Genomic DNA, 21,745 nt, shown 5'->3' with positions numbered 1-21,745 from the left:
CATATGAAAAAGAAAAGAGTTTTAACATTTGTATTATCATTACTAATGGTACTTGGTATTGTATCTGCTACTGTAGGAGCAACAACAAAGGGACAAGCTGTAGTAAGCTATGCTAAAAAGTTTATAGGCGTCAATTATGTATATGGAGGAGAAAGTCCTAAAGGTTTTGATTGTTTTTTCACTTACATAACCAGTCTTACTTTTTCTTTTTATTATTCTATTTACTGTTAGCTTCTTATTATTTTTGCAAGTATAATAATCACCAAATTCATCATAGTCCATGTTTTCTATTCGGCTTATATCATCCTTATATTTTCTTGTTTTAGCTATTTCATAATTTGCTGGCTTAATATATGATAACTGTCCATTTTCTTTAGTATAAACATAATTTTCTTCACTCTCATAGCCTGAGTCTGTAGTTATTTTTAAATATCTAAAATACAAGAAGTTCTCCATGCTTTTTAGAAATGGAATCAACGTTGTGGTGTCCGCAGGCTGATCGCCTACAGTAAGCCACACTATATATTCAGAATCAACTCCATGCTGCACATTGTAAGCAGGTTTTAACTGACCGTTTTTCATGGCGTCTTCTTTCATCCTCATAAAAGTTGCATCTTTATCTGTCTTCGAATAGCTATTACGCTTACCGCAGATATGGATTTTCTGTGTGTATTCTTTTAGCTTATTAAGATATTCCTCGAGTTTTTCAATAGAACGTTGAATTGGAGTTTTCCTTTTACCACATCCATGTACAAATTCAATATTTTCTTCTTGTTTCAAGGCATAAAGTTTCTTGCGTAGCTTCTTTACATGCTTTATTTTTACTCTGTTTTCATATACGAGCTTTAGTCCGTATAGTTCTTCGCATTCAGCTACAAAATCAGCTAATTTATAAAGTAGTCTCTCCAAATTTTTTGAAACTGCTTTTTTCCAAACGAAAGTATACTTATTGGCACATGCCTCTATCTTTGTACCGTCAATAAATATAGCGTCCCCTAATATTTCTCCAATTTCATAAAGAAAGTTTGTCATTTCTGCCATAATTGTTTCTGCGCATTGAGAAAGGTGGATACTACGGAATCTTGCAAAGGTAGAATGATCTGGTACTGGTGAACCCTCTAAAAGGTACATGAAATTTACATCTCTTTTGCAGGAGGTTTCCATTTCCCTAGAAGAATATCTATGATTCATGTAAGAATAAAGTACAATCTTCAGCATCTGACGAGGCGTAGCCTGATTTTCCCTTAATCGAGAATAAGTCAAATATAAATCTGTTAAATCCATCTCCTCTACAAACTGACTTAGCAAACGCACCGAATCATTATCTGGAATCATGTAATCCATATTTAGTGGAAGTTTTAATTGATAACTTCCGCGATTTAAAGTATAATTTTTATGTAAATTAATATATTTTGCCATATGTTAATTTTACTATAAATCTTTCACTCTTCCGAGTGGGAGATTTATTTTTTTACGCAAAAAACTGTCCCACTAATTTTTTAGTGCGACAGCTCCTTTATTTTTTACATAAAAATAGATGCAACTCTTAAAGCTGCATCTACCCCAAATAAGTAAAAAAGAGATTATCTAAATTATTGACAGATATATGAATTATATGCAAAAAGTAAGAGCATTGCTACTAAACAATGCTCTTACCATACGAAAGTTTTAAAAAGAAAGTCTCATACTTCGTATACTATAATAATACTTTACTGGAAATATTTCAATATTAAGTAGAAATGATATCTTTATGTTTATTTGTTTATATATATTTATTATTTTGTTAATCTTTTAAAACGTATACATAATAAAGGATGAATTGACAATAAATAACATAGTAGTAGAATATTTATATAAAATAAAGTAAGGATGTGAAGTTTATGTCAAAAGTGCTTTTTTTAAGTATTCCAGCTCATGGACACGTTAATCCTACATTAGGATTAGTAAATGAATTAGTAAAACAAGGTGAGGATATTACTTATTTTTGTTCACAAGATTTTAAAGAAAAAATCGAAAAAACAGGTGCCGAATTTAAGGCTTATGAAACAAAAGCAAATATTCTTGAAAGAAACCATAATATGCCTAATAGCATGGATATAAGTAAATTATTTGACCATATAAATGAAATGCTTAAATCAAGTGATGAAATTATAGAAAGTATCTTAAATCAAATTAAAGATGAAAAATTTGATTATATTATGTATGCAGCTATGTTTCCTTTTGGAAACATCATTGCTCAAATATTGAAAATACCATCAATTTCTTCTTTTGCAGTATTTGCTACTCCAAAAGAACTTATGGCTCAAAATAAACAATTAATGAATGAAGACTTAATAAAAAAACATCCTGTTATAGATACTTACAAAAAAGTTTCGAAACAATTAAAAGAAACGTATAATGTAGAAATTCCTGAAAGTATGATTGAATTATTCTTTAACAAAGGTGATATAAACATTGCTTACACTTCTAAATATTTTGTTGCGCATACTGAATATTATGATGGTAGCTTTAAATTTATAGGCCCTCCAATATATGATAGAAAAGAAGATTTGAATTTCCCATTTGAAAAATTAGATGGGAAGAAAGTTGTGTACATTTCATTAGGTACAGTATTTAATAACACTAGTGATAAACTTTATAATATTTTCTTCAAAACCTTTGCTAATAGCGATGCTGTTGTGGTTATGGCGGCATACAATGTAGATCTATCTAAATTTGATATACCTGAGAATTTTATTGTAAGAAATTATGTGCCTCAATCAGAAATTTTAAAGTATACTGATGTAGCAATAACTCATGCAGGAATGAATAGTACTAGTGATTTATTATATAATAATGTGCCATTTGTAGCAATACCTATAGGTGCAGATCAACCGTATATGGCAGGAAGAGCTTCTGAGCTAGGAGCAGCTATTTCTCTTGACAAGGATACTATTACATCAGATATATTAAAAAGTTCAGTTAAAAGTGTTTTGAATAATCCAGCATATCTTGAGAATATTAAGAAAATAAGTAATTCTTTTAAACAAAGCGGAGGATATAAAGAAGCTGTTAAAGAAATATTTAAATTAAAAAGGGAGAAAGGAATTTTGGTTTAGATTAATATAAACAAAAATAGATGTACCGCAATAAGGGGTACATCTATAAAAAGGAATCAAAATATTAAATAATGAAAAAATCATTAATAGTATTTGTATTTTAGTATTTTTTATACATAAAAACCTAGGACAGCTACAATCCTAGGTTTTTGAAAGTGGAGTTATTTATAACAAAGATTACACATTTATGATTATTGACAAACGTTAAAGTTTTATTCAAAAAAAATAGATGAAAGAAATTCAGCTGACTTACATCTATTTTCTTATATTGAATATGAACTAAAAGGGGGATACCTTTTTAAATTATAATAATACTTTTATAATAATATTAATTATCACAGTAAAAAGATGTACCATAATAAATGATGCATCTATCGTAGAAGAATATTATGAAAAATTTAAAGTATATTATAATTATTTACACAGCCTAAATAGTTATTCATTTCTTATGAAAATTAAATTCTATTCAACTTAAGATTAAATTTATTTACTTTTATTTTTTATTTATTCATATATTGTAAATATATTAACAATTTGTTACACTATAATGGAATTTATTAATTATAGGGGGATAACTATGAAACTAATAAGAAAAGGTATACTAATGTTTATTTTAACATCTCTGGTATTAACATTATTAGCCTGTGGAGCTAAACCAGATGAAAGTGTAAAAAACTTTTTTGAAGCAGCTAAAAAATCTGATTTTACGACTATGGTAAATTACATAAAGAAGGATGTTAATAAAAGTAATTTTAAATATGATGACAAGGATCAAGAGAAGGTTATAAAGTCTGTTTTTTCAAAAGTAAGTTATGAAATTGTTTCTTCGAGTGTAGATGGTAAGAATGCTACTGTAAAAACTAAAGTTACATCTTTAGATTTACCTAAAATCTATGGGAAAACAGTATCAGACTTAATGCCTTCCTTACTTGCATCCGCATTTTCTAATGCTAATAGTGATGATGCTAAAAATCAAGTTATTCAGACATTTATAAATGATTTAAATGATCCTAATGCTTCTAAGACAACAACTGAAGTTGATATTAAATTGGTTAAAGATAATAAGAGTGGATGGTTAATAGAGCCTAATGATGATTTAGTCAATGCAATAACTGGAAATTTCAATAAGGCTTTTGCAAATAATAATAAAAGTAATGATTCTTCGCAAAAACAGGATTCATCAAAATCAAAAGTAACAGCTCAATTTGTTGTAGACAAGTTAAAAGAAAAAGAAGGCAGCTATATGACGGATATTACTGTTGTAACAGCTGAAAATGATGATAATAAACTGCTTGGAAGACCTAATCAATATACAGAAAAAATATTTTGGAAAGATAATAGATCAACTGGTGACCGCACAGATTCTACAGTTGAAGTTTTTAATAATAAAGAAGATGCTGATGCAAGGAGACAATATATTGAAGGTGTTATTAAATCAATGCCAACATTTACTCAATATATAGAACAAAAGAACAATGTATTAATTAGAATAGATGGTCAATTAACACCAGATCAAGCAAATGAATATTTAAATATATTTAAATCGTTGGATATATAAATAAGAATGAGTAGCTTTCATAGTGAAGTTGTCAATCTTATGGATAAAAGTCTATACTATTCATGCAGAATAGTATCCAATTTTGGTGTAAAATACAATAAGTAAAAACTGAAAAATGTCTTAATATAAATTAAAATAATATAGAAAAGGCAGATATATAAATTTGTAATCAAAGGGTCGCAGGTTCAAATCTTGTCGGAAGCACCATGGATAACTTCTGTAGTATCAATGCGGTGCAGGGAAGTGCTTATGATATGGATAATTTATATAGCATAAATGTCAGTAGTATATTGTGAAACCTTAGCAATCTTGGTCATTGAAATAGGATTTAATACTTCTTCTAATTGTTTAGAGGTTAATATTTTTTCATTTAAAACAAGCTTCCTAACAGGTATTCCAGTTGTTAGAGCTTTTTTAGCAATATCAGCAGATTTTTTATATCCGATATAAGGACAAAGTGCAGTTACTATTCCAACACTTTCATTTAGGAGTTTTTCACATCTTTCTTTGTTAGCTGTAATTCCAATAATACAGTTATCTACAAATGTAGCAGTAGCATTTTTTAAAGTTTCAATAGATTCGAATAAATTATAGAAAAGTATAGGCTCAAAGGCGTTAAGTTCTAATTGGCCTGCTTCAGCAGCCATTGTTATGGTAAAGTCATTTCCTATTATATTAAAAGATACTTGAGAAACTACCTCTGGAATAACAGGATTTATTTTTCCAGGCATAATTGAAGATCCATTTTGTTTTGATGGCAGGCTAATTTCTCCTATACCAGTTTTAGGACCGCTTGATAGTAATCTTAAATCATTTGCCATTTTAGATAGATTTACAGCACAAGTTTTTAATATGCTAGATACGAGAACAAAACAATCAAGATTTTGAGTTGAATCAATTAGATCATCTGCTTGAATCACATTTAAACCAGTGACTTTTTTAAGGTTATTAGTTATATTATTTAAATAGTTTAAACTTACATTAATAGATGTTCCTATAGCTGTTGCACCAATATTTAAAGTTAACATTTCATCTTTAACTTTAATTAACCTTTCAATATCACGTTTAATCATTGATGCATAAGCGTGAAAGGATTGACCAAGTCTTATTGGAACAGCATCTTGAAGCTGAGTACGTCCCATTTTAATTATATTATCAAATTCTAAAGATTTTAAATTGAGAGCATTATATAAACGTTGGAGTTCTGAAATTGCTTTTGGAAGTAGTTTTAACACTACTAATTTACCAACAGTTGGGAAAACATCGTTTGTTGATTGAGACATATTTACATGATCATTAGGATGTACTATACTATAATTACCTTTTTTTCCTCCAATTAGTTCAATGGCACGATTTGCTATAACTTCATTGGCATTCATGTTAGCAGAAGTACCTGCACCACCTTGAATGGGATCAACTATAAATTGATCATGCAAATTTCCAGAAATTATTTAATCACATGCATCTATAATTGCATTTGAAATTTTATAAGGTAAATTATTTATATCTCTATTCGTAATAGCTGCTGATTTTTTTATTTCAGCAAGACTTATAATGAGCTCTGAATGAAGTGTTTTATTAGTAATAGGAAAGTTCTCCTTAGCTCTTAATGTTTGAATTCCATAGTAAGCATTTGCTGGTACTTTCATAGTTCCAATTGAATGGGATTCCAATCTTGTTTTCATTTAATATTCCTCACTCTCTTTTTTGTGTTATCAACATAGCTAGGTTAACATTGTTTTATCTCAATGTAAATTATAAAGATGCAATTATGAATAAAAGGTAAAAAATCATGTATTGCACTTAACTTAAGTTAAGTAATTTATAATTTTAGTTAATTTAATTAAGTGGTAAATAATTAATATTTTTAATTATAGCTACTTAAATCTGTTGAATAAATTATATATAAACTTTATTATATTAATGAATATTTTAATAAATTATAAGAGGTGAATGTATTTGGATAAAATTGATTTAAAACTTATTGAACTTCTACAGGAAAATGCAAGGTATTCACTTAAAGACCTAGCAAAAGAAGTATTTTTATCAACGCCAGCTGTATCCACTCGTATTTTAAGATTGGAAGATATGGGTATTATAACTGGATATTATGCAAAAGTAGATGTACTAAAATTAGGATATAATATTAAGGCGTTTATAAATTTGGAAATGACACCAAAGCAAAAACCGCAATTTTATCCTTTTATAGAAGCATGTCCTAATGTGATTGAATGTAATTGTGTAACAGGAAAGTATTCAATGCTTATAAAGGTTGCATATAAGACAACTTTAGAATTAGATACATTTATTGGAGAATTGCAAAAATTTGGAGTTACAGAAACTCAAATTGTTTTTTCAACGCCTGTTAAACATAGAGGAATATGTGTATTAAAATAATAGAATATTTAAATTATTGTAGTATTTGATTAGTCAATAGGATGATAGGATTTTTGTCTCTTATATGTATATTATTTTTCAAATTTATCACATGGTAATAGTTACAGTGATTGTAGATTCTTATTTTTTTATAAAGTGTAAAATCATATTTAATGTAATAGAAATATTATTGACATAAAACTGCAACAATAGATAAATATTATATAAAGTATGAGAAATCCCATTCTTAGACATGCATATAATATATGGGTAGGCACTGGTAGAGATACTGGTGTCTTTTACATGTAAAATATTGTTGTGTTTATAATTTGTTAATCCACATTTAAGATAATAGAAATATTATTGAAAAGAAATTGTAACATTGAATATGTATTATATAAATATAAGAAGTCCCCCTTCTTAGTTGCATATAGAACATATGGAAAAGTACTGGTAATAATACCGGTACTTTTTTAGTATTAATAAAATATTTATATTTACAAAACTAGATTTTAACATAAGTATGTCAATATAATATTGTATCCTTCAAACTATAGTATATATTTAACAAAGCACCAGTGAGAATGCTGGTGTATTTTTTATTTGGTTTATTTATTGAAAACCTCCAATTAAAATATAGAATATAATTGGAGGTAGGAGTATTATATGAAATGGAAAATGCTTTGTAGGAATATCAATAAGAAACAGGTTCCAGCTTTGAGTAAAGTTACAGCAAAAATATCTTTATAAGATTGTTTATGGGTTAAACCAGAGATGCCTAAAAGTGTAATTACTGCTCCATTATGAGGTAATGTATCCATTCCACCTGAAGCCATGGATGCAACTCTGTGAAGCAATTCAGGACTTATACCAGTATTTGCCGCCCATTCTGCATATTTTTTACCAAACATATCAAGAACTATACTCATACCACCAGATGCTGATCCTGTAACTCCTGATAAAACGTTTACACTAACTGCTTCTGATAAAAGAGGGCTGCCATTAGGATTTATATTTATTAATGCATTAGCTATAGATTTAAATCCAGGGAGAGTTTTTATAACATTTCCGAATCCAACTTCAGAGGCGGTGTTCATGACAGCTAATAGAGAACCAATAGCTCCTGCATTTATAGCTTTTGCCAAGTTATTTCTGCTGCTTTTAATATTTATACAAAATGCAATAATACTTCCTATTATTAATGCTATTATAAGCGCCCAGTTATTCATGGAACCAACTATTCCTTCCTTAGAAAGAGAATAAGGTTTTTGAGTTACCCATGATAGTATATCCCAGTTTGGAAAAATTATTTTTTGCAGTACTAAAGTTATTATTAATACTGATGCTAAAGGTATAATCGATATCCACATAGGAGGTATGTTTTCATCATCACTAAGTGATGGTTCATTTTTATGATTTGTTCCATATCCTTCTCCAGCAGCTTGAGCGGAACGTTTACGCCATTCCAGATAAAATATTCCACCGACTAACAGTATTATTGAACCTAAGGTTCCAAAGACAGGTGCTGCATACAAATCTGTATTGAAGTATTTCATAGGAATGGTATTTTGAATCTGTGGAGTACCTGGCAGTGAATCCATGGTGAAAGAAAATGCACCGAGAGCAATTGTTGCTGGAATGAGCCTTTTGGGAATATCTGCTTCTTTGAAAATAGAAGCTGCAAAAGGATATACTGCAAAAGCCACTACAAAGAGACTTACTCCTCCATAAGTTAAAATAGCTGCTGATAGAACTACAGAGAATATAGCTTTATCTTTTCCTAGTTTTCCTACAATAGTTTTAGCAATAGATTTAGCAGAACCAGATTGTTCCATAGCTTTACCGAATACAGCACCTAATAAGAAAAAAGGGAAATATATTTTAACATAGTTGCCCAAATTTGGCAAAAATATTTCTGTATAAGTTGGTAAAAGGGCCATTCCAGAAAATAATGCAGCAAGAAGTGCAAAAATAGGTGCAAAGAATATAACAGAAAATCCTTTATAAGCCATAAATATTAATAATGCTAAACTTAGTATAATTCCTATAACTGCCATTTGTAAAACCTCCATTAAATTATTTATATCACTGTCAATTATCTTATAAAATACATTGCCTAGTCTTTAATTTTTATTCCCATTGGTCTCTCTTTAAATATTCTTTCATCCATGATCTTAAGATTATTTGATATTTTTGGCATGAAATCCATGTGATCTAATATGTCTTTTTTTAAATCTATTCCAGGGGCAATTTCTTCTAGAACAAGTTCTTTTTTATCTAATCTAAACACTGCTCTTTCAGTTATATAGAGAACTTTTTGACCTGTATCTGCAGCATATTCACCACTAAAAGATATCTGCTCAACTGTATTTATAAATTTATTAAACTTTCCATCCTGTTCTATAATAAGGTTTCCATCTTTAATTTTAATTTTTAATCCACCAGCTGTAAAAGTTCCACAGTATACTACCTTTTTAGAATTTTGACTTATATTGATGAATCCACCGCACCCAGCAATTTTGGGCCCAAATTTACTTACATTTATATTTCCTGATTTATCACATTGAGCAAGACCTAAAAAAGCTACATTAAGGCCTCCACCATCATAAAAATCAAATTGACTGGATTGATCAAGTATGCTTTCTGGATTAGTAGAGGCTCCAAAGCTTAATCCACCAGATGGAACACCGCCAATTCCACCAGACTCTATTGTCAAAGTCATTTCATCCGCTATACCTTCTTCATTAGCAACTATTGCTATACCTTCAGGGATGCCGATTCCTAGATTGATTACAGAATTTGGTGATAATTCCATAGTTGCTCTTCTTGCTATGATTTTTCTCTCATTAAGTGGCATATTACTTATAGAATTTACTAAAAATTTGGCTTCACCAGAGTATGAAGGATTATAATGTTCACTAAAGGTTTGCATATGATTTTCTGGTTTTGCTATAACTATGGCATCAACATATATACCAGGAATTTTAACTTTTTTAGGATCTAGAGATCCTTTTGATACAACTTCTTCAACCTGAATAATTACTATTCCACCAGAATTTTTAGCTGCCTGAGCCATAGCAGTTGCATCTAGTGTGGCAGCTTCTTTTTCCATAGTAGCATTTCCAAATTCGTCAGCATAAGTGGCTCTTAAGATTACAACGTCTATTGGCATAGATTTATAGAATAAATATTTTTTACCTTCTATATTTATTAAATCTATTAAATCTTTTTTAGTTATTTCATTTAATTTACCACCTTCAATTCTTGGATCTACAAAGGTTTTCAATCCAACATGAGTTACAGTTCCAGGTCTTTTGGCTGCAATATCTCTATATAATTGTGATATTATTCCTTGAGGTAAGTTATAAGCTTCTATTTTATTGTCAAGAGCTAATTTTTGAAGCTTTGGAGCTAGTGCCCAATGTCCACCTATTACTTTATCAACTAATCCCTCATGTCCAAAATGATTTAATCCTCTGTTACCTCCATCTCCCTGACCAGCTGCAAATATTAAAGTTAAATTTTTAGGCATATGTTCTTTTAAATAACTTTTTTCTATTTCAGAAGTAATGTCTTCGGGATGTGCACAGCCCACAAACCCCCCTACGGCAACGGTATCACCATCTTTTATTAAATGAATCACCTTATCTTTAGACATTATTTTAGATTTCATATTAAAAACCTCCTCATGTAATAAGTGATTTTATTAATATAAATAGCAAATACTGTGCCAAGGCATCAATAGCAGTATAAAGCATATTTTTATAAATTAAAAAATAAAAAGTATGTCTATTATATATCCATGTAGTCTATTTATTTTTATAAAGAGTCCCATTAAATAAGTATTATTTAGAAGGTATTGTATATTTTATTTACATGTATTTGCTTGATACATAAATGTGTATTACATTTTTAATTTATATTCTTCTATTTTTTTATATAATCCAGCTCTACTTATGCCAAGTATATTTGCTGTCTTGTTTTTATTCCAATTGTTTTTATTAAGAATGTTTAATATTACATGTTTTTCAACTTCTGAAATTATATCTTTTAAGTATTTCCCATCATTATCATAATTTATATATTTATTTAGTTTATATTTTGTTAATCTTTTAGGAAGATGATTTGTTTTTATAATTAAGTCTGAATCTAATAGATCAATAGCTCTTTCGATAACGTTTTCTAGTTCTCGCACATTACCTGGCCAATCATATTTAGTGATACAAGTCATAGCTTCTTTAGATATTCCCTCTACGTATATTCCTAATTTACTAGCAATTTTAATTCTTAGATTGTTTGCCAGCAAAGAGATGTCTTCCTTTCTATCTCTTAATGGAGGTAAAGTTATTCTCATAACGTTAAGTCTATAATAAAGATCTTCTCTGAATTTACCTTGTTTTACATGGTTTTCAAGATTTCTGTTTGTAGCTGCAATTATTCTAACATCTATTTCTTTTATTATATTTCCACCTATTCTTTCAATTTCTCTATCCTGAATTACTTTTAGAAGTTTAACTTGCATATGCATAGGCATATCACCTATTTCATCTAAAAATATGGTGCCACCGTTGGCTAACTCAAATTTCCCCTTTTTACCACCTTTTTTTGCTCCAGTAAAGGCACCCTCTTCATATCCAAATAGTTCTGCTTCAAATAACTCTGAAGGGATAGCTGCACAGTTTATTTCTATGAAAGGACCTAAATATCTTCCGCTGGCGTTGTGAATTCCGTGGGCAAATAATTCTTTACCAGTTCCACTTTCACCTGTTATAAGTACATTGGAATCAGTTTTTGCTACTTTTAATGCTATGGATTTTACTTCTTGTATTTTAGAAGATCTACCTATAATATTTTCAATAGAATATTTTGCTTTTCTTTCTTTACCAAGTTCATTCTTGTATATGGCAATTTCTCGTTCTAAATTATTTAGTTTTCTGCTTAAAGTATAAAAATCTCCAATATCTTTAAATATAACTTTACCTACAGCCCCTATGATTTTATTTCCTTCTTTAATTGGAACACGTACAGCAATCATCTTATTTCCATTTATTTCTTGAATATCACCTATTTTTACATTTCCATTTTTTATAACTTCATATAGTTTTGTATTTTCTATTACATCTCTTACATCCTTTCCTTCAGGATTACTGCATCCTAGAAATTCTTTATAAGCTTTACTCATCATGGTTATAACACCCATTTCATTTACTAAAACTATACATTCATTAAGAGTATTCATTATAGTATTTAAAATATCTATATACATCTCATTATTTAGTAACTCTTGTTTCATTCTTTTATTATCTGTTATATCTTGAAATACTGCTATTGCACCTTTAATTGTTCCTTCAATATAAATGGCAATTCTGCTGGTTATAAATTCTCTGTTATTAGCAAAAAAATTTTTATTTAATTCATTTTTACCAGTTTTTAAAATTCTATTAAGTTTCGTTTCTGGAACTACGTCTTCTATATATTTTCCTATGTCTTCTTTTGAATTAATTGATAGCAGTTCTTCTGCTTTGTTATTAGCGATAATCAATATGCCATTTTTATCTATACCTATTACAGCTTCACTTATATTTTGTATTGCTGACTCAAAGGATTTTTTTAAAAACATAAATTGACAACACCCCTTAAATTTTATTTCATATCACTATATATGTGGAGGATATTATTGATATACTAGAAGATTTATAGTTTAAGGAAAGGTAAATGAAGATTCTGATTAGAAAAATAAATATATAATTTGAAATGCAAAAAATCTTTCTGTGTAATTACAGAAAGATTTTTTTACAGATACTTAAAAACTTATAAATATACAACTTAAGATATAAATTATGCTTTCAAAATATATAATTTAAAATAATATTTATGTGAACTAATATATTTACTAAATTGATTGGTTTTTAATTGGAGGCATAACAAGTGCTTCTCCTACGATGACTGCTTTGCCTATTTGATTAGTACAGGTAGTCTTTAGTTTAATTCGATTTTTAGGAATATTCATATCTATGACCTCTACTTCAGCTTTTATTGTATCACCAATATGGACAGGGGCTGTAAATTTTAGTTGCTGTCCCAAATAAATAGTTCCAGGGCCAGGAAGATACATTCCAAGACAGGCAGAGATAAGACCTGAAACTAGTATTCCATGTGCAATTCTTCCTTTAAACATAGTATTTTCAGATTTAATTTGATTTATATGTGCAGGATTTAAATCACCAGTTATTCCAGCAAATAAATATACATCAGATTCAGATATAGTCTTTTCTATAGATATCTTATTTCCTATTTGTATTTTATCAATAGTTAGACCTTCCATAATTTTTTTCCCCTTTAACAGAATTGATTTGTTATTTAATTAGTAAAGCAATAAGGATGCCATACTGTTAAAGTTTGCGTTAAATGGGTTATTATAAATTACTAAAGTTAAATTGTGTAAATTATTTATACACAATAAAGGTAATTCATTGAATTTAAATCAAATTATATTATTGAACATTTAATGTGCATGTATATAATATGTACATTTAGAGAATATAGTTTTCTTTTATATATGAAATATAATGATAAATAGTTAAATAAGATTTCTTATTATATTAAATATATGACAAGGTTAATTTAACAATAAATATATAAATTTCAATAGTATTATAAAAAGTACACCTTATATAGTGTACTTTTTATAATTGGTAAACTTAAAAATAAAATTTAAGAAGATACAATAAAATTTTTTGTTTCAATTATAAGTATTTACAGATTTGTAAAATATATTTATAAAATATAAAAAAGATGTAGTTCTAGTGAACTACATAGTTTAGTTGGTGAATATTAAAAATGAGACGATTTATAGAAGAAGTTTCAATAATATTATTTACATTTATAAAAAATTTATTCATAGAAATAAATTTTTTATAAATGTAAATTTAAAGTTTTATAAGGGTCTCATAATTATATCAAACACAATTATGTATAATATACCAAATAATAATGATATTATGGTTATATCTATATTTGAATGACTTTTAAGCTTCATATTTTTACCACCCCATTTATTCTAATTGTTGACAACAATTAGAATAAGTATTCAAAATTTATTTGATTTAGAATTTATGTAAGAATTTTATATTGTAATTTATAAGACTAGCTTGACAAGCAGTTTTTTATTCAATATAATTATGTTATAAATTTACATATTTTAAATTTAATGGGGTGATTTTACGAGTATTATGGCATTGACAGAAAAGCAAATAAAGGGACTTAAGGTAATACAGGAGTATATAGATAAAAATAAATATGCACCTACGGTAAGAGAGTTAGGAGAAAAAATTGGATTAAATTCAGCTAAATTAGTACATTCATTTATAAGAGATATAGAGGCTAAAGGATATATATCAAGTATCAATGGCTGTCCTTCAACTATAAAAATAATAAAACGAATATAGAAGTATAAACAACATAGTATTGCTTGATTCTCTCTTATACAGGAGTAAGTCGAAAATAAATCTTTCACTCTTTGGAGTGGAAGATTTATTTTTTTACACAAAAAACTGTCGCACTAATTTTTTAGTGCGACAGCCCCTTGTTTATAGCGCTATAATTTTATTGTTAGTTATTAATAATGTAGAAATTGTTTATTGCTGAAAATTTGCCATGGAATTTTTGTAGTGGCGAAATAAATTAAAATTTTCATAGAAATTAGTGAAGATTCTTTGATTAAGGTTATACATAAAATATTATTAAATAATAGAAATGAATATAATGTTATAAGTTGAGAATACTATAATTTACAGTAAAGAGAAAGCAATAATTAAATAAATTAAATTACAATGAATAGTAAAATTATAAATAAAAGTTAACATGAATAATATTGCAAAATAAATTCAATAGGATTTATTAAATATATAAAAATATAGATGAATACCATTGAATTTAATAACGAAAAGCGAATAAGATTTAAGTTTTTGTAAAAAATTATGATTAAATTTGAATATACATGTTGTTTGTTGATTGATTTTGTATTATGATAAATACATAACAATCATAAAAACAATAGAAAAGGTTGTGAATAAGTATGATATATACAGTAACTTTCAATCCAGCAATAGATTATGTTATAAATGTAGATGATTTTAAAGCAGGAGAAGTAAATAGAGTAGTTAGTGAAGAAAAGTTTGCTGGAGGAAAAGGTATAAATGTTTCAAGAGTTTTAAATAATCTTGGAGTAAAGAGTAAAGCATTAGGTTTTATAGGAGGCTTTACTGGGAAATTTATAGTTGATTCTTTAGAGGATCAAGGTGTACAAACAGACTTTGTAGAAGTATTAGGTGATACTAGAATAAACGTTAAGCTTAAGTCGAAAGAGGAAACAGAAATTAATGGCGGTGGTCCTATTATAACTAAAGAAGATCTTCAAAAGTTATTTAATATAATAGGTAAATTAGGTGCTGATGATTATTTGGTATTAGCTGGTAATGTACAAAACTCAGTGCCAAGAGACATATATGCTGTAATTCAAGAAAAATGTGCAACTAATAAGGTAAAGGTTGTAGTTGATACTACTGGGGAAGCTTTAGTTGCTACATTGAAAAATAAACCATTTTTAATTAAACCTAATAATCATGAATTAGGTGAGATATTTAATGTAGAGTTGGAAGAGAGAGAAGAAATTATAAAATATGCACAAAAACTTAGAGATATGGGAGCATTAAATGTAATTATATCTATGGCTGCAAAAGGAGCCCTTTTAATTTGTGATAGTGGAGTTTATCATGCTTCACCAGCAAAAGGAACTGTGAAAAATTCAGTAGGAGCTGGAGATTCTGTTATTGCTGGATTTTTAGCAAGCTATTCTAAAAATTCAGATATAGTGGAAGCATTTAGATGGGGTGCTACATCTGGAAGTGCAACAGCATTTTCTAAAGACTTATGTAAAAAAGAAGATGTAGAACATTATTTACCTCAAGTAATTGTAACTAGATTGCAATAATTTATTATGGAATAATATAAAATGCTTTTATAATTATGTATAATAGGTGAAAACCTTTTATGATAATTTAGTAAAGATAAGAAGATAATAGTTTTTGATACATCTTAATCCCATTATTCTTTTTCTTATTAATTAAGATTTTAAATGATGGAGAGGAATGATGTTTATATATTTATTATATACTATTTTTTTGGAGGAAAAAAATGAAGATTACAGAACTTTTAAAGAAAGATACTATTATTTTAGATCTTAAAGCTACTTCAAAAGCAGAAGTAATTGATGAATTGGTAGATAAGCTTGATAGTGCTGGAAGATTAAATAATAAAGAAGATTATAAAAAAGCTATTTTAAAAAGAGAATCCGAATTTTCAACAGGTATAGGTGATGGAATTGCTATACCACATGCTAAGACAGCTGCAGTAAAAACTCCAGCTCTTGCCTTTGGTAGATCTATTTCAGGAATAGATTATGATTCTTTAGATGGAAATCCAGCTAACATATTTTTTATGATAGCTGCAAGTGAGGGAGCTAACAGTACACATTTAGAGACATTGTCAAGATTATCTACAATGCTTATGAATCCAGATTTCAAAGCTAAGCTTTTAGAAGCTAAATCTGAAGATGAAATTTTAAGATTGGTAGATAATGAAGAAGAAGAAAAAATGTCAGAAGAAGAATCGGAAAATTCAGTTGTAGAAGAAACTGAGGTAAAGGAAACAGAGGATTCAAAGGGGTTAGTATTAGCTGTAACTGCCTGTCCTACAGGTATAGCTCATACTTATATGGCTGCAGATGCTTTAAAAAATAAAGCTAAAGAGATGGGTGTCAATATAAAGGTAGAAACTAATGGATCTACAGGTGTAAAGAATAAGCTTACTGAAGATGAGATAAATAGAGCATCAGGAATAATTGTAGCAGCAGATAAAAAGGTAGAAATGGCTAGATTTGACGGCAAAAAAGTTATTCAAGTTCCTGTTGTTCAGGGAATAAAGAGACCAGAAGAACTTATAACTCAGGCATTAAACGGAGATGCACCAATTTATAAACATGAAGGTGGAAGTGATAGTTCAGATTCAGCAAAGGGAGAAAAGTCTGGCTTTTATAAACATCTTATGAGTGGTGTTTCAAATATGCTTCCTTTTGTCGTTGGTGGAGGTATACTAATTGCCATATCCTTTATGTTTGGAATTAAAGCTTATGATCCTAAAGATCCAAGTTATAATTATATAGCAAAATTACTTAATGATATAGGTGGAGCAAATGCCTTCGCACTTATGGTACCTGTACTTGCTGGTTTTATTGGAATGAGTATAGCAGATAGACCAGGATTCGCTCCAGCAATGGTAGGTGGATTAATTGCTGCTAATAATGGTGCTGGATTTATAGGTGGTTTAATAGCAGGTTTCTTAGGTGGTTATATAGTAGTATTACTTAAAAAAGTATTTGATAAATTACCTCAAGCTTTCGATGGAATAAAGCCAGTACTTATTTATCCGCTTCTTGGAATTCTTATTACCGGGGCAATAATGTTTATTGTAGTAATAGGACCTGTTAATGCCTTTAATTTATGGCTTCAACATGTACTAAGTTCTATGGGAACAGCTAATAAAGTTATACTTGGTGTAATTTTAGGCGGTATGATGTGTATAGATATGGGTGGTCCAATAAATAAAGCTGCCTTTACATTTGGTATTGCAATGATATCTTCAGGAAATTACTATCCACATGCTGCTATCATGGCAGGTGGAATGGTACCTCCTCTTGGAATTGCATTAGCTACTACATTCTTTAAAAATAGATTTAATGCACAGGAAAGAAATTCAGGTCTTACTTGTTATATAATGGGTTTATGTTTTATAACAGAAGGTGCTATACCTTTTGCAGCAGCAGATCCTGCTAGAGTAATTCCAGCATCTGTAGTTGGTGCAGCAATTACTGGTGGACTTACAATGCTATTTAATATAGGATTACCAGCACCTCATGGTGGAATATTTGTATTTGGAATAGTTAAAGGAAATCCATTACTTTATCTTCTAGCTGTTGCAATTGGTGCTGTAGTAACTTGTTTATTACTTGCGATACTAAAGAAACCTATTAAGGAAAATGAAGTTCAAGCATAATAATATATTTATAGTATAATTTGAAAAGGCATACAAACATGTAATGTAAGTTTGTATGTCTTTTATTTTATTAAGAAATAAATTTAATATTTAAACAGTATAAATATTCAGCCTGGAATATAAATTTGGATTTTTTTAACCCAGGCTATTCAAGTCATCAATTTGCATCAACATCTAGGTTATGAAATTAGATATTGATGCACAAATGATATATAATTATAATTAATAATGGAAAGTAATTGAAGTCTAAGAGGTGATATATATGGAGTTTATACGTAAAGATCCCTATTATATTAAAAATATAGATAATCCTACAGAGGAAATGCAACTTCAGGCAGTTAAAAGCAATCCAAGTGTACTGAAATATATAAAAAATCCATTTCAGTATGTTCAATGGGAGGCTCTTAAAAAGAATGTTTGGGTTATTGAATATATAGAAAATCCAACAGAAGAAATGAATTTATTTGCTGTACAAGGCGCTTGGAATACTCTTAAACTTATAAAAAATCCTTCAGAAAAGGTTATAAAAAAAGCTGTTTCAATTAAGGGATGGGCATTACAATATATAAATAATCCATCTGAAGAAATTCAAGAAATTGCAGTAAAAAAAGACTGGGATTCAATAAAATATATAGAAAATCCTTCAGAAGCAACTCAATTAATATCAATTTCAGGACATTTTGGAGCATTGAAATATATAAATAATCCCACTATGGCTGTAAAGAGAAAGGCTATAATGGAGAATGCAGAAGCTATTAACTATATAAATGATATAAATGAAGATGATATGAGAACTTTTTTAGAAGATAATATAGATATAATAAAATATGCAGGAACTAGAATCGATATGGACTGGGTTGAAGAAATTCTTAGGGATAAGTTTAAAAGTGAAAATATAGATAAAAACTATATTTTAAAGTTTATCAATTGTAATGTATTAACTATGGATAAAACTAATTTTATCTATAATTATGGCAGTGAAAATGCAAAAAGAATTTTTGTTGATTATAATTTATCATATTAAGGAGAAGTATAATATGAATTTTAATGATGCATTGAAATGCGTAGAGTTAGTTATAGAAAGTGGTGGAGTTCCACTATTAGTAGGAGAAAGTGGTATTGGAAAGACTACTATTATAAAGAGTTTTTGTAAGAAAAACAATTATTATTATATTAATATAGATGGAAATATGTTAAAGGAAGGTGAAATAGGAGGACTCCCTACTGTAGAAGATTATATAATGCATGTAGATGGTGAAGCAATTAAGATTAAGAGAACTGTTTATGCTGTGCATACTAAGCTGCAGGAAATAGATAGAGTTTTAAGTAAAGATTCTGATAAAACAATAATATTATTTATAGATGAATTAAATCGTTGTGAACATAGTGTACAACAAGAATTAATGAATATAATACTTGATAGAGAAATAAATAGTTTTAAAATACCTAGACAAGTAAAAGTTGTAGCTGCTATGAACCCTTCTAATAAATATGAAAAATACAATAATACAGATTATCAAGTAGTAGATATGGATGCAGCACAAGAAGATCGTTTTGTATGGATAGAAGTAGAAGCAGATGCAAAGAGCTGGATTGGTTGGGGTATTGAAAAAAATGATAAAATTCAAAACATACATGAAGATATAGTAAATTTTATATCTTTATTTCCGGAATATCTTCATACTCCTAATTCAATAGAAATGGTAAAGGCAACACCAAGAAGCTGGGAGAGAGTTTCTAATGCATATAGATTATATTTAAGCAAATCTAAAGCAGTACATAAGAATATTATATATAATGTTATAAAGGGAAATGTTGGAAACAGTATAGCACAGGAATTTATGAACTTTATAGATAGCAATAAGAGACCTATTATTACCCCAGAAAGAATGTTTTTAGAGGATAGGTTAACTTCAGAAATCATAGAAGAAATAAAAAGTGAAAATCACTCAAGATTATATTTAATAGCTAAAAATGTTTTTGAGTACATAAAAAATAGTGATGATAGAATACAAATGATAGATATATTTTCTAAATTACTCAGATATTATCCATCAGATTTAAGGCTTGCTATAATGAAAGAACTTAAAGAAAGTTATGAAGATAATATCTACAGGGAATTCTTAATGAATAAAGATTTTATTGAAGACTTCTTTTCTATATATTTAAATTAAGAGGGGAAGAAAGGTATGGATCAAAATAAATTTGAAATTTTAAAAAATGAACTGTATGAAGAAGTTCAAATAGGAATTGATAGTTCTACTGAATTTGAGAAAAGATTTTTACAATTAATAGCAATGTGTAATTTATCTCTTATGACAGGTGATGAAAATTTCTTTGGATTATTTTTTATTCAGATTAAAAGAAAAATAAATTTTAAACTTTCTACTGCCTTAGAAACGAAATTATCTGGTGCGTACTTTACAGCGTATTTTAATCCAACTATATTTTTAGAGTGTACACTAAGGGAAATGCAAGCTTTAATTAAACATGAAATATATCATATTATGAGTAAACATTATATAAGAGCAAAAAAATTAAAAAATAAATATAGTGAGCTTGCTATAAATCTTGCTATGGATGTATCTATAAATCAATATTTGATGTATTTACCACCCTGGTCAGCACAGCTTGAAAATGTAAAATTAGCTTATAATATAGAACTAGAAGAAGATAAGACTATGGAACAATATGCCCAAAAGATACAGAAGGGTATAGATAAAAAAATTAAAAAGCAAGAGGAATTTGAAAAGGATTTTTTAAAATTACATGAAATTTGGAATGATATGGACGATGATATTACTTTAGGTCAAATAGATGAAATAATAAAAAAGACGGCTAACAATGCATATAAAGAGAAAGTACCTGAAAGTATAGATGTACTTATGAAGGCACTTAATAGAACATCTGAAATTGCATGGAAAGATTATCTTAAAAATATAATTGGTACATTACCATCAGGTCATAAAAAAACTGTAACAAGAAAAGATAGAAGACAGCCTAATAGATTAGATATAAGAGGAAAATTATCAAATAGAATAGTAAAAATACTAATAGCTATTGATATTAGTGGAAGTATGACAGATAGAGAAATAGAACAATCCATGATAGAAATTTTCTCCATAGTTAAAAATTATCCTTTTGACATATCAATAATTGAATGTGATGAAGAAATAAGAAGGATATATAAAGTTAAAAATATAAAAGATATTAAAGAAAAGATAAATACTAAAGGAGGAACTAAATTTTCTCCAGTATTTCAATATATATATGATAAAAGGCTTAGAGATTATGTAGTTATATTTTTTACAGATGGAGTGGGAGAAAAAGAACTTATAGTTAAATCTTATAATTATAAAACTATTTGGGTATTAACTGGTATAAATGAAGAATTGTCACTTGAAAATCCTATGGGAATAATATTTAGATTAAATAGTTCTGTAGAAAAGAAGGAAAGAGCTAATGGTTATGATCTCATTAGAGATGCTATGAAGGATATAAGAAGCGAATGGGCAAAATAAGAAATTTTAATATATAATAAATTAGTTTAAGGAGAATATGGAAAAATAAATTTCCTACATTCTCCTTAATATTGTTAAAA

Annotated in this window: 13 protein-coding genes and 2 pseudogenes; 9 read left to right on the top strand and 6 right to left on the bottom strand. The window is 28.3% G+C overall.

The genetic code is table 11. The annotated features are described in order from the left end of the window. Positions 1 to 162 precede the first annotated feature (162 nt). Positions 163 to 1,419 (bottom strand): annotated as a pseudogene (locus CLPA_RS19485) (transposase); the annotation flags it as partial. A gap of 461 nt (positions 1,420 to 1,880) precedes the next feature. Between CLPA_RS19485 and CLPA_RS19480 the strand changes: the two are divergent. Then, on the top strand, positions 1,881 to 3,098 hold the full coding sequence (locus CLPA_RS19480; protein ID WP_003445022.1) for a macrolide family glycosyltransferase: 1,218 nt from the start codon (positions 1,881 to 1,883) through the stop codon (positions 3,096 to 3,098). A 577-nt stretch (positions 3,099 to 3,675) separates the two neighbouring features. After that, positions 3,676 to 4,656 (top strand): DUF4878 domain-containing protein, encoded by a 981-nt coding sequence (locus tag CLPA_RS20170; RefSeq protein WP_003445023.1) that lies wholly within the window; start codon positions 3,676 to 3,678, stop codon positions 4,654 to 4,656. A gap of 263 nt (positions 4,657 to 4,919) precedes the next feature. On the opposite strand, the pseudogene CLPA_RS19465 reads toward CLPA_RS20170, so the two are convergent. After that, positions 4,920 to 6,341, bottom strand: a pseudogene (locus tag CLPA_RS19465) (aspartate ammonia-lyase). Between the two features lie 274 nt (positions 6,342 to 6,615). On the opposite strand from CLPA_RS19465, the gene CLPA_RS19460 reads away from it, so the two are divergent. Continuing rightward, a complete protein-coding gene (locus tag CLPA_RS19460; protein WP_003445024.1) occupies positions 6,616 to 7,053 on the top strand; it encodes an Lrp/AsnC family transcriptional regulator in 438 nt (145 codons plus the stop codon). A 641-nt stretch (positions 7,054 to 7,694) separates the two neighbouring features. On the opposite strand, the gene CLPA_RS19455 is transcribed toward CLPA_RS19460, so the two are convergent. The 4 genes from CLPA_RS19455 to CLPA_RS19440 form a co-directional block, all read right to left on the bottom strand. Then, on the bottom strand, positions 7,695 to 9,089 hold the full coding sequence (locus CLPA_RS19455; RefSeq protein WP_003445026.1) for a GntP family permease: 1,395 nt from the start codon (positions 9,087 to 9,089) through the stop codon (positions 7,695 to 7,697). A gap of 59 nt (positions 9,090 to 9,148) precedes the next feature. Continuing rightward, positions 9,149 to 10,705 (bottom strand): acyl CoA:acetate/3-ketoacid CoA transferase, encoded by a 1,557-nt coding sequence (locus CLPA_RS19450; protein ID WP_003445028.1) that lies wholly within the window; start codon positions 10,703 to 10,705, stop codon positions 9,149 to 9,151. Positions 10,706 to 10,936: 231 nt separating this feature from the next. Next, positions 10,937 to 12,652 carry a sigma-54-dependent Fis family transcriptional regulator gene (locus CLPA_RS19445; RefSeq protein WP_003445029.1) on the bottom strand — a complete coding sequence of 572 codons (1,716 nt, stop codon included), beginning with the start codon at positions 12,650 to 12,652 and terminating at the stop codon, positions 10,937 to 10,939. A gap of 273 nt (positions 12,653 to 12,925) precedes the next feature. Continuing rightward, a complete protein-coding gene (locus tag CLPA_RS19440) occupies positions 12,926 to 13,357 on the bottom strand; it encodes a MaoC family dehydratase (RefSeq protein WP_003445031.1) in 432 nt (143 codons plus the stop codon). Positions 13,358 to 14,264: 907 nt separating this feature from the next. On the opposite strand from CLPA_RS19440, the gene CLPA_RS19435 reads away from it, so the two are divergent. From CLPA_RS19435 to CLPA_RS19410, 6 genes are all read left to right on the top strand, one after another. Next, on the top strand, positions 14,265 to 14,480 hold the full coding sequence (locus CLPA_RS19435) for a LexA family protein (RefSeq protein WP_003445033.1): 216 nt from the start codon (positions 14,265 to 14,267) through the stop codon (positions 14,478 to 14,480). Positions 14,481 to 15,109: 629 nt separating this feature from the next. Continuing rightward, positions 15,110 to 16,024, top strand: a complete 915-nt coding sequence (gene pfkB / locus CLPA_RS19430; protein ID WP_003445035.1) for a 1-phosphofructokinase — start codon at positions 15,110 to 15,112, stop codon at positions 16,022 to 16,024. 203 nt (positions 16,025 to 16,227) lie between these two features. Further along, positions 16,228 to 18,144, top strand: a complete 1,917-nt coding sequence (locus CLPA_RS19425; protein WP_003445037.1) for a PTS fructose transporter subunit IIABC — start codon at positions 16,228 to 16,230, stop codon at positions 18,142 to 18,144. Between the two features lie 262 nt (positions 18,145 to 18,406). Then, positions 18,407 to 19,168: a hypothetical protein gene (locus CLPA_RS19420; RefSeq protein WP_003445039.1), complete on the top strand. Its 762-nt coding sequence runs from the start codon at positions 18,407 to 18,409 to the stop codon at positions 19,166 to 19,168. Between the two features lie 13 nt (positions 19,169 to 19,181). Further along, positions 19,182 to 20,318 carry an AAA family ATPase gene (locus CLPA_RS19415; RefSeq protein ID WP_003445041.1) on the top strand — a complete coding sequence of 379 codons (1,137 nt, stop codon included), beginning with the start codon at positions 19,182 to 19,184 and terminating at the stop codon, positions 20,316 to 20,318. 15 nt (positions 20,319 to 20,333) lie between these two features. After that, positions 20,334 to 21,665, top strand: coding sequence for a vWA domain-containing protein (locus tag CLPA_RS19410; RefSeq protein WP_003445042.1), 1,332 nt, complete (start codon positions 20,334 to 20,336; stop codon positions 21,663 to 21,665). Positions 21,666 to 21,745 lie beyond the last annotated feature (80 nt).

It is taken from the genome of Clostridium pasteurianum DSM 525 = ATCC 6013 (genome assembly GCF_000807255.1).
In the GTDB taxonomy this organism is placed as follows: Bacteria; Bacillota; Clostridia; order Clostridiales; family Clostridiaceae; genus Clostridium_I; species Clostridium_I pasteurianum.
This window is presented reverse-complemented; position numbering and strand designations above follow the sequence as displayed.

What these genes read in the sequence shown, in the direction of transcription:
- CLPA_RS19440 (WP_003445031.1), bottom strand. Translation starts at nt 13,357, where the DNA reads ATGGAAGGTCTAACTATTGATAAAATACAAATAGGAAATAAGATATCT.
- CLPA_RS19455 (WP_003445026.1), bottom strand. Translation starts at nt 9,089, where the DNA reads ATGGCAGTTATAGGAATTATACTAAGTTTAGCATTATTAATATTTATG.
- CLPA_RS19480 (WP_003445022.1), top strand. Translation starts at nt 1,881, where the DNA reads ATGTCAAAAGTGCTTTTTTTAAGTATTCCAGCTCATGGACACGTTAAT.
- CLPA_RS19410 (WP_003445042.1), top strand. Translation starts at nt 20,334, where the DNA reads ATGGATCAAAATAAATTTGAAATTTTAAAAAATGAACTGTATGAAGAA.
- CLPA_RS19425 (WP_003445037.1), top strand. Translation starts at nt 16,228, where the DNA reads ATGAAGATTACAGAACTTTTAAAGAAAGATACTATTATTTTAGATCTT.
- CLPA_RS19450 (WP_003445028.1), bottom strand. Translation starts at nt 10,705, where the DNA reads ATGAAATCTAAAATAATGTCTAAAGATAAGGTGATTCATTTAATAAAA.
- CLPA_RS20170 (WP_003445023.1), top strand. Translation starts at nt 3,676, where the DNA reads ATGAAACTAATAAGAAAAGGTATACTAATGTTTATTTTAACATCTCTG.
- pfkB (WP_003445035.1), top strand. Translation starts at nt 15,110, where the DNA reads ATGATATATACAGTAACTTTCAATCCAGCAATAGATTATGTTATAAAT.
- CLPA_RS19415 (WP_003445041.1), top strand. Translation starts at nt 19,182, where the DNA reads ATGAATTTTAATGATGCATTGAAATGCGTAGAGTTAGTTATAGAAAGT.
- CLPA_RS19445 (WP_003445029.1), bottom strand. Translation starts at nt 12,652, where the DNA reads ATGTTTTTAAAAAAATCCTTTGAGTCAGCAATACAAAATATAAGTGAA.
- CLPA_RS19420 (WP_003445039.1), top strand. Translation starts at nt 18,407, where the DNA reads ATGGAGTTTATACGTAAAGATCCCTATTATATTAAAAATATAGATAAT.
- CLPA_RS19435 (WP_003445033.1), top strand. Translation starts at nt 14,265, where the DNA reads ATGGCATTGACAGAAAAGCAAATAAAGGGACTTAAGGTAATACAGGAG.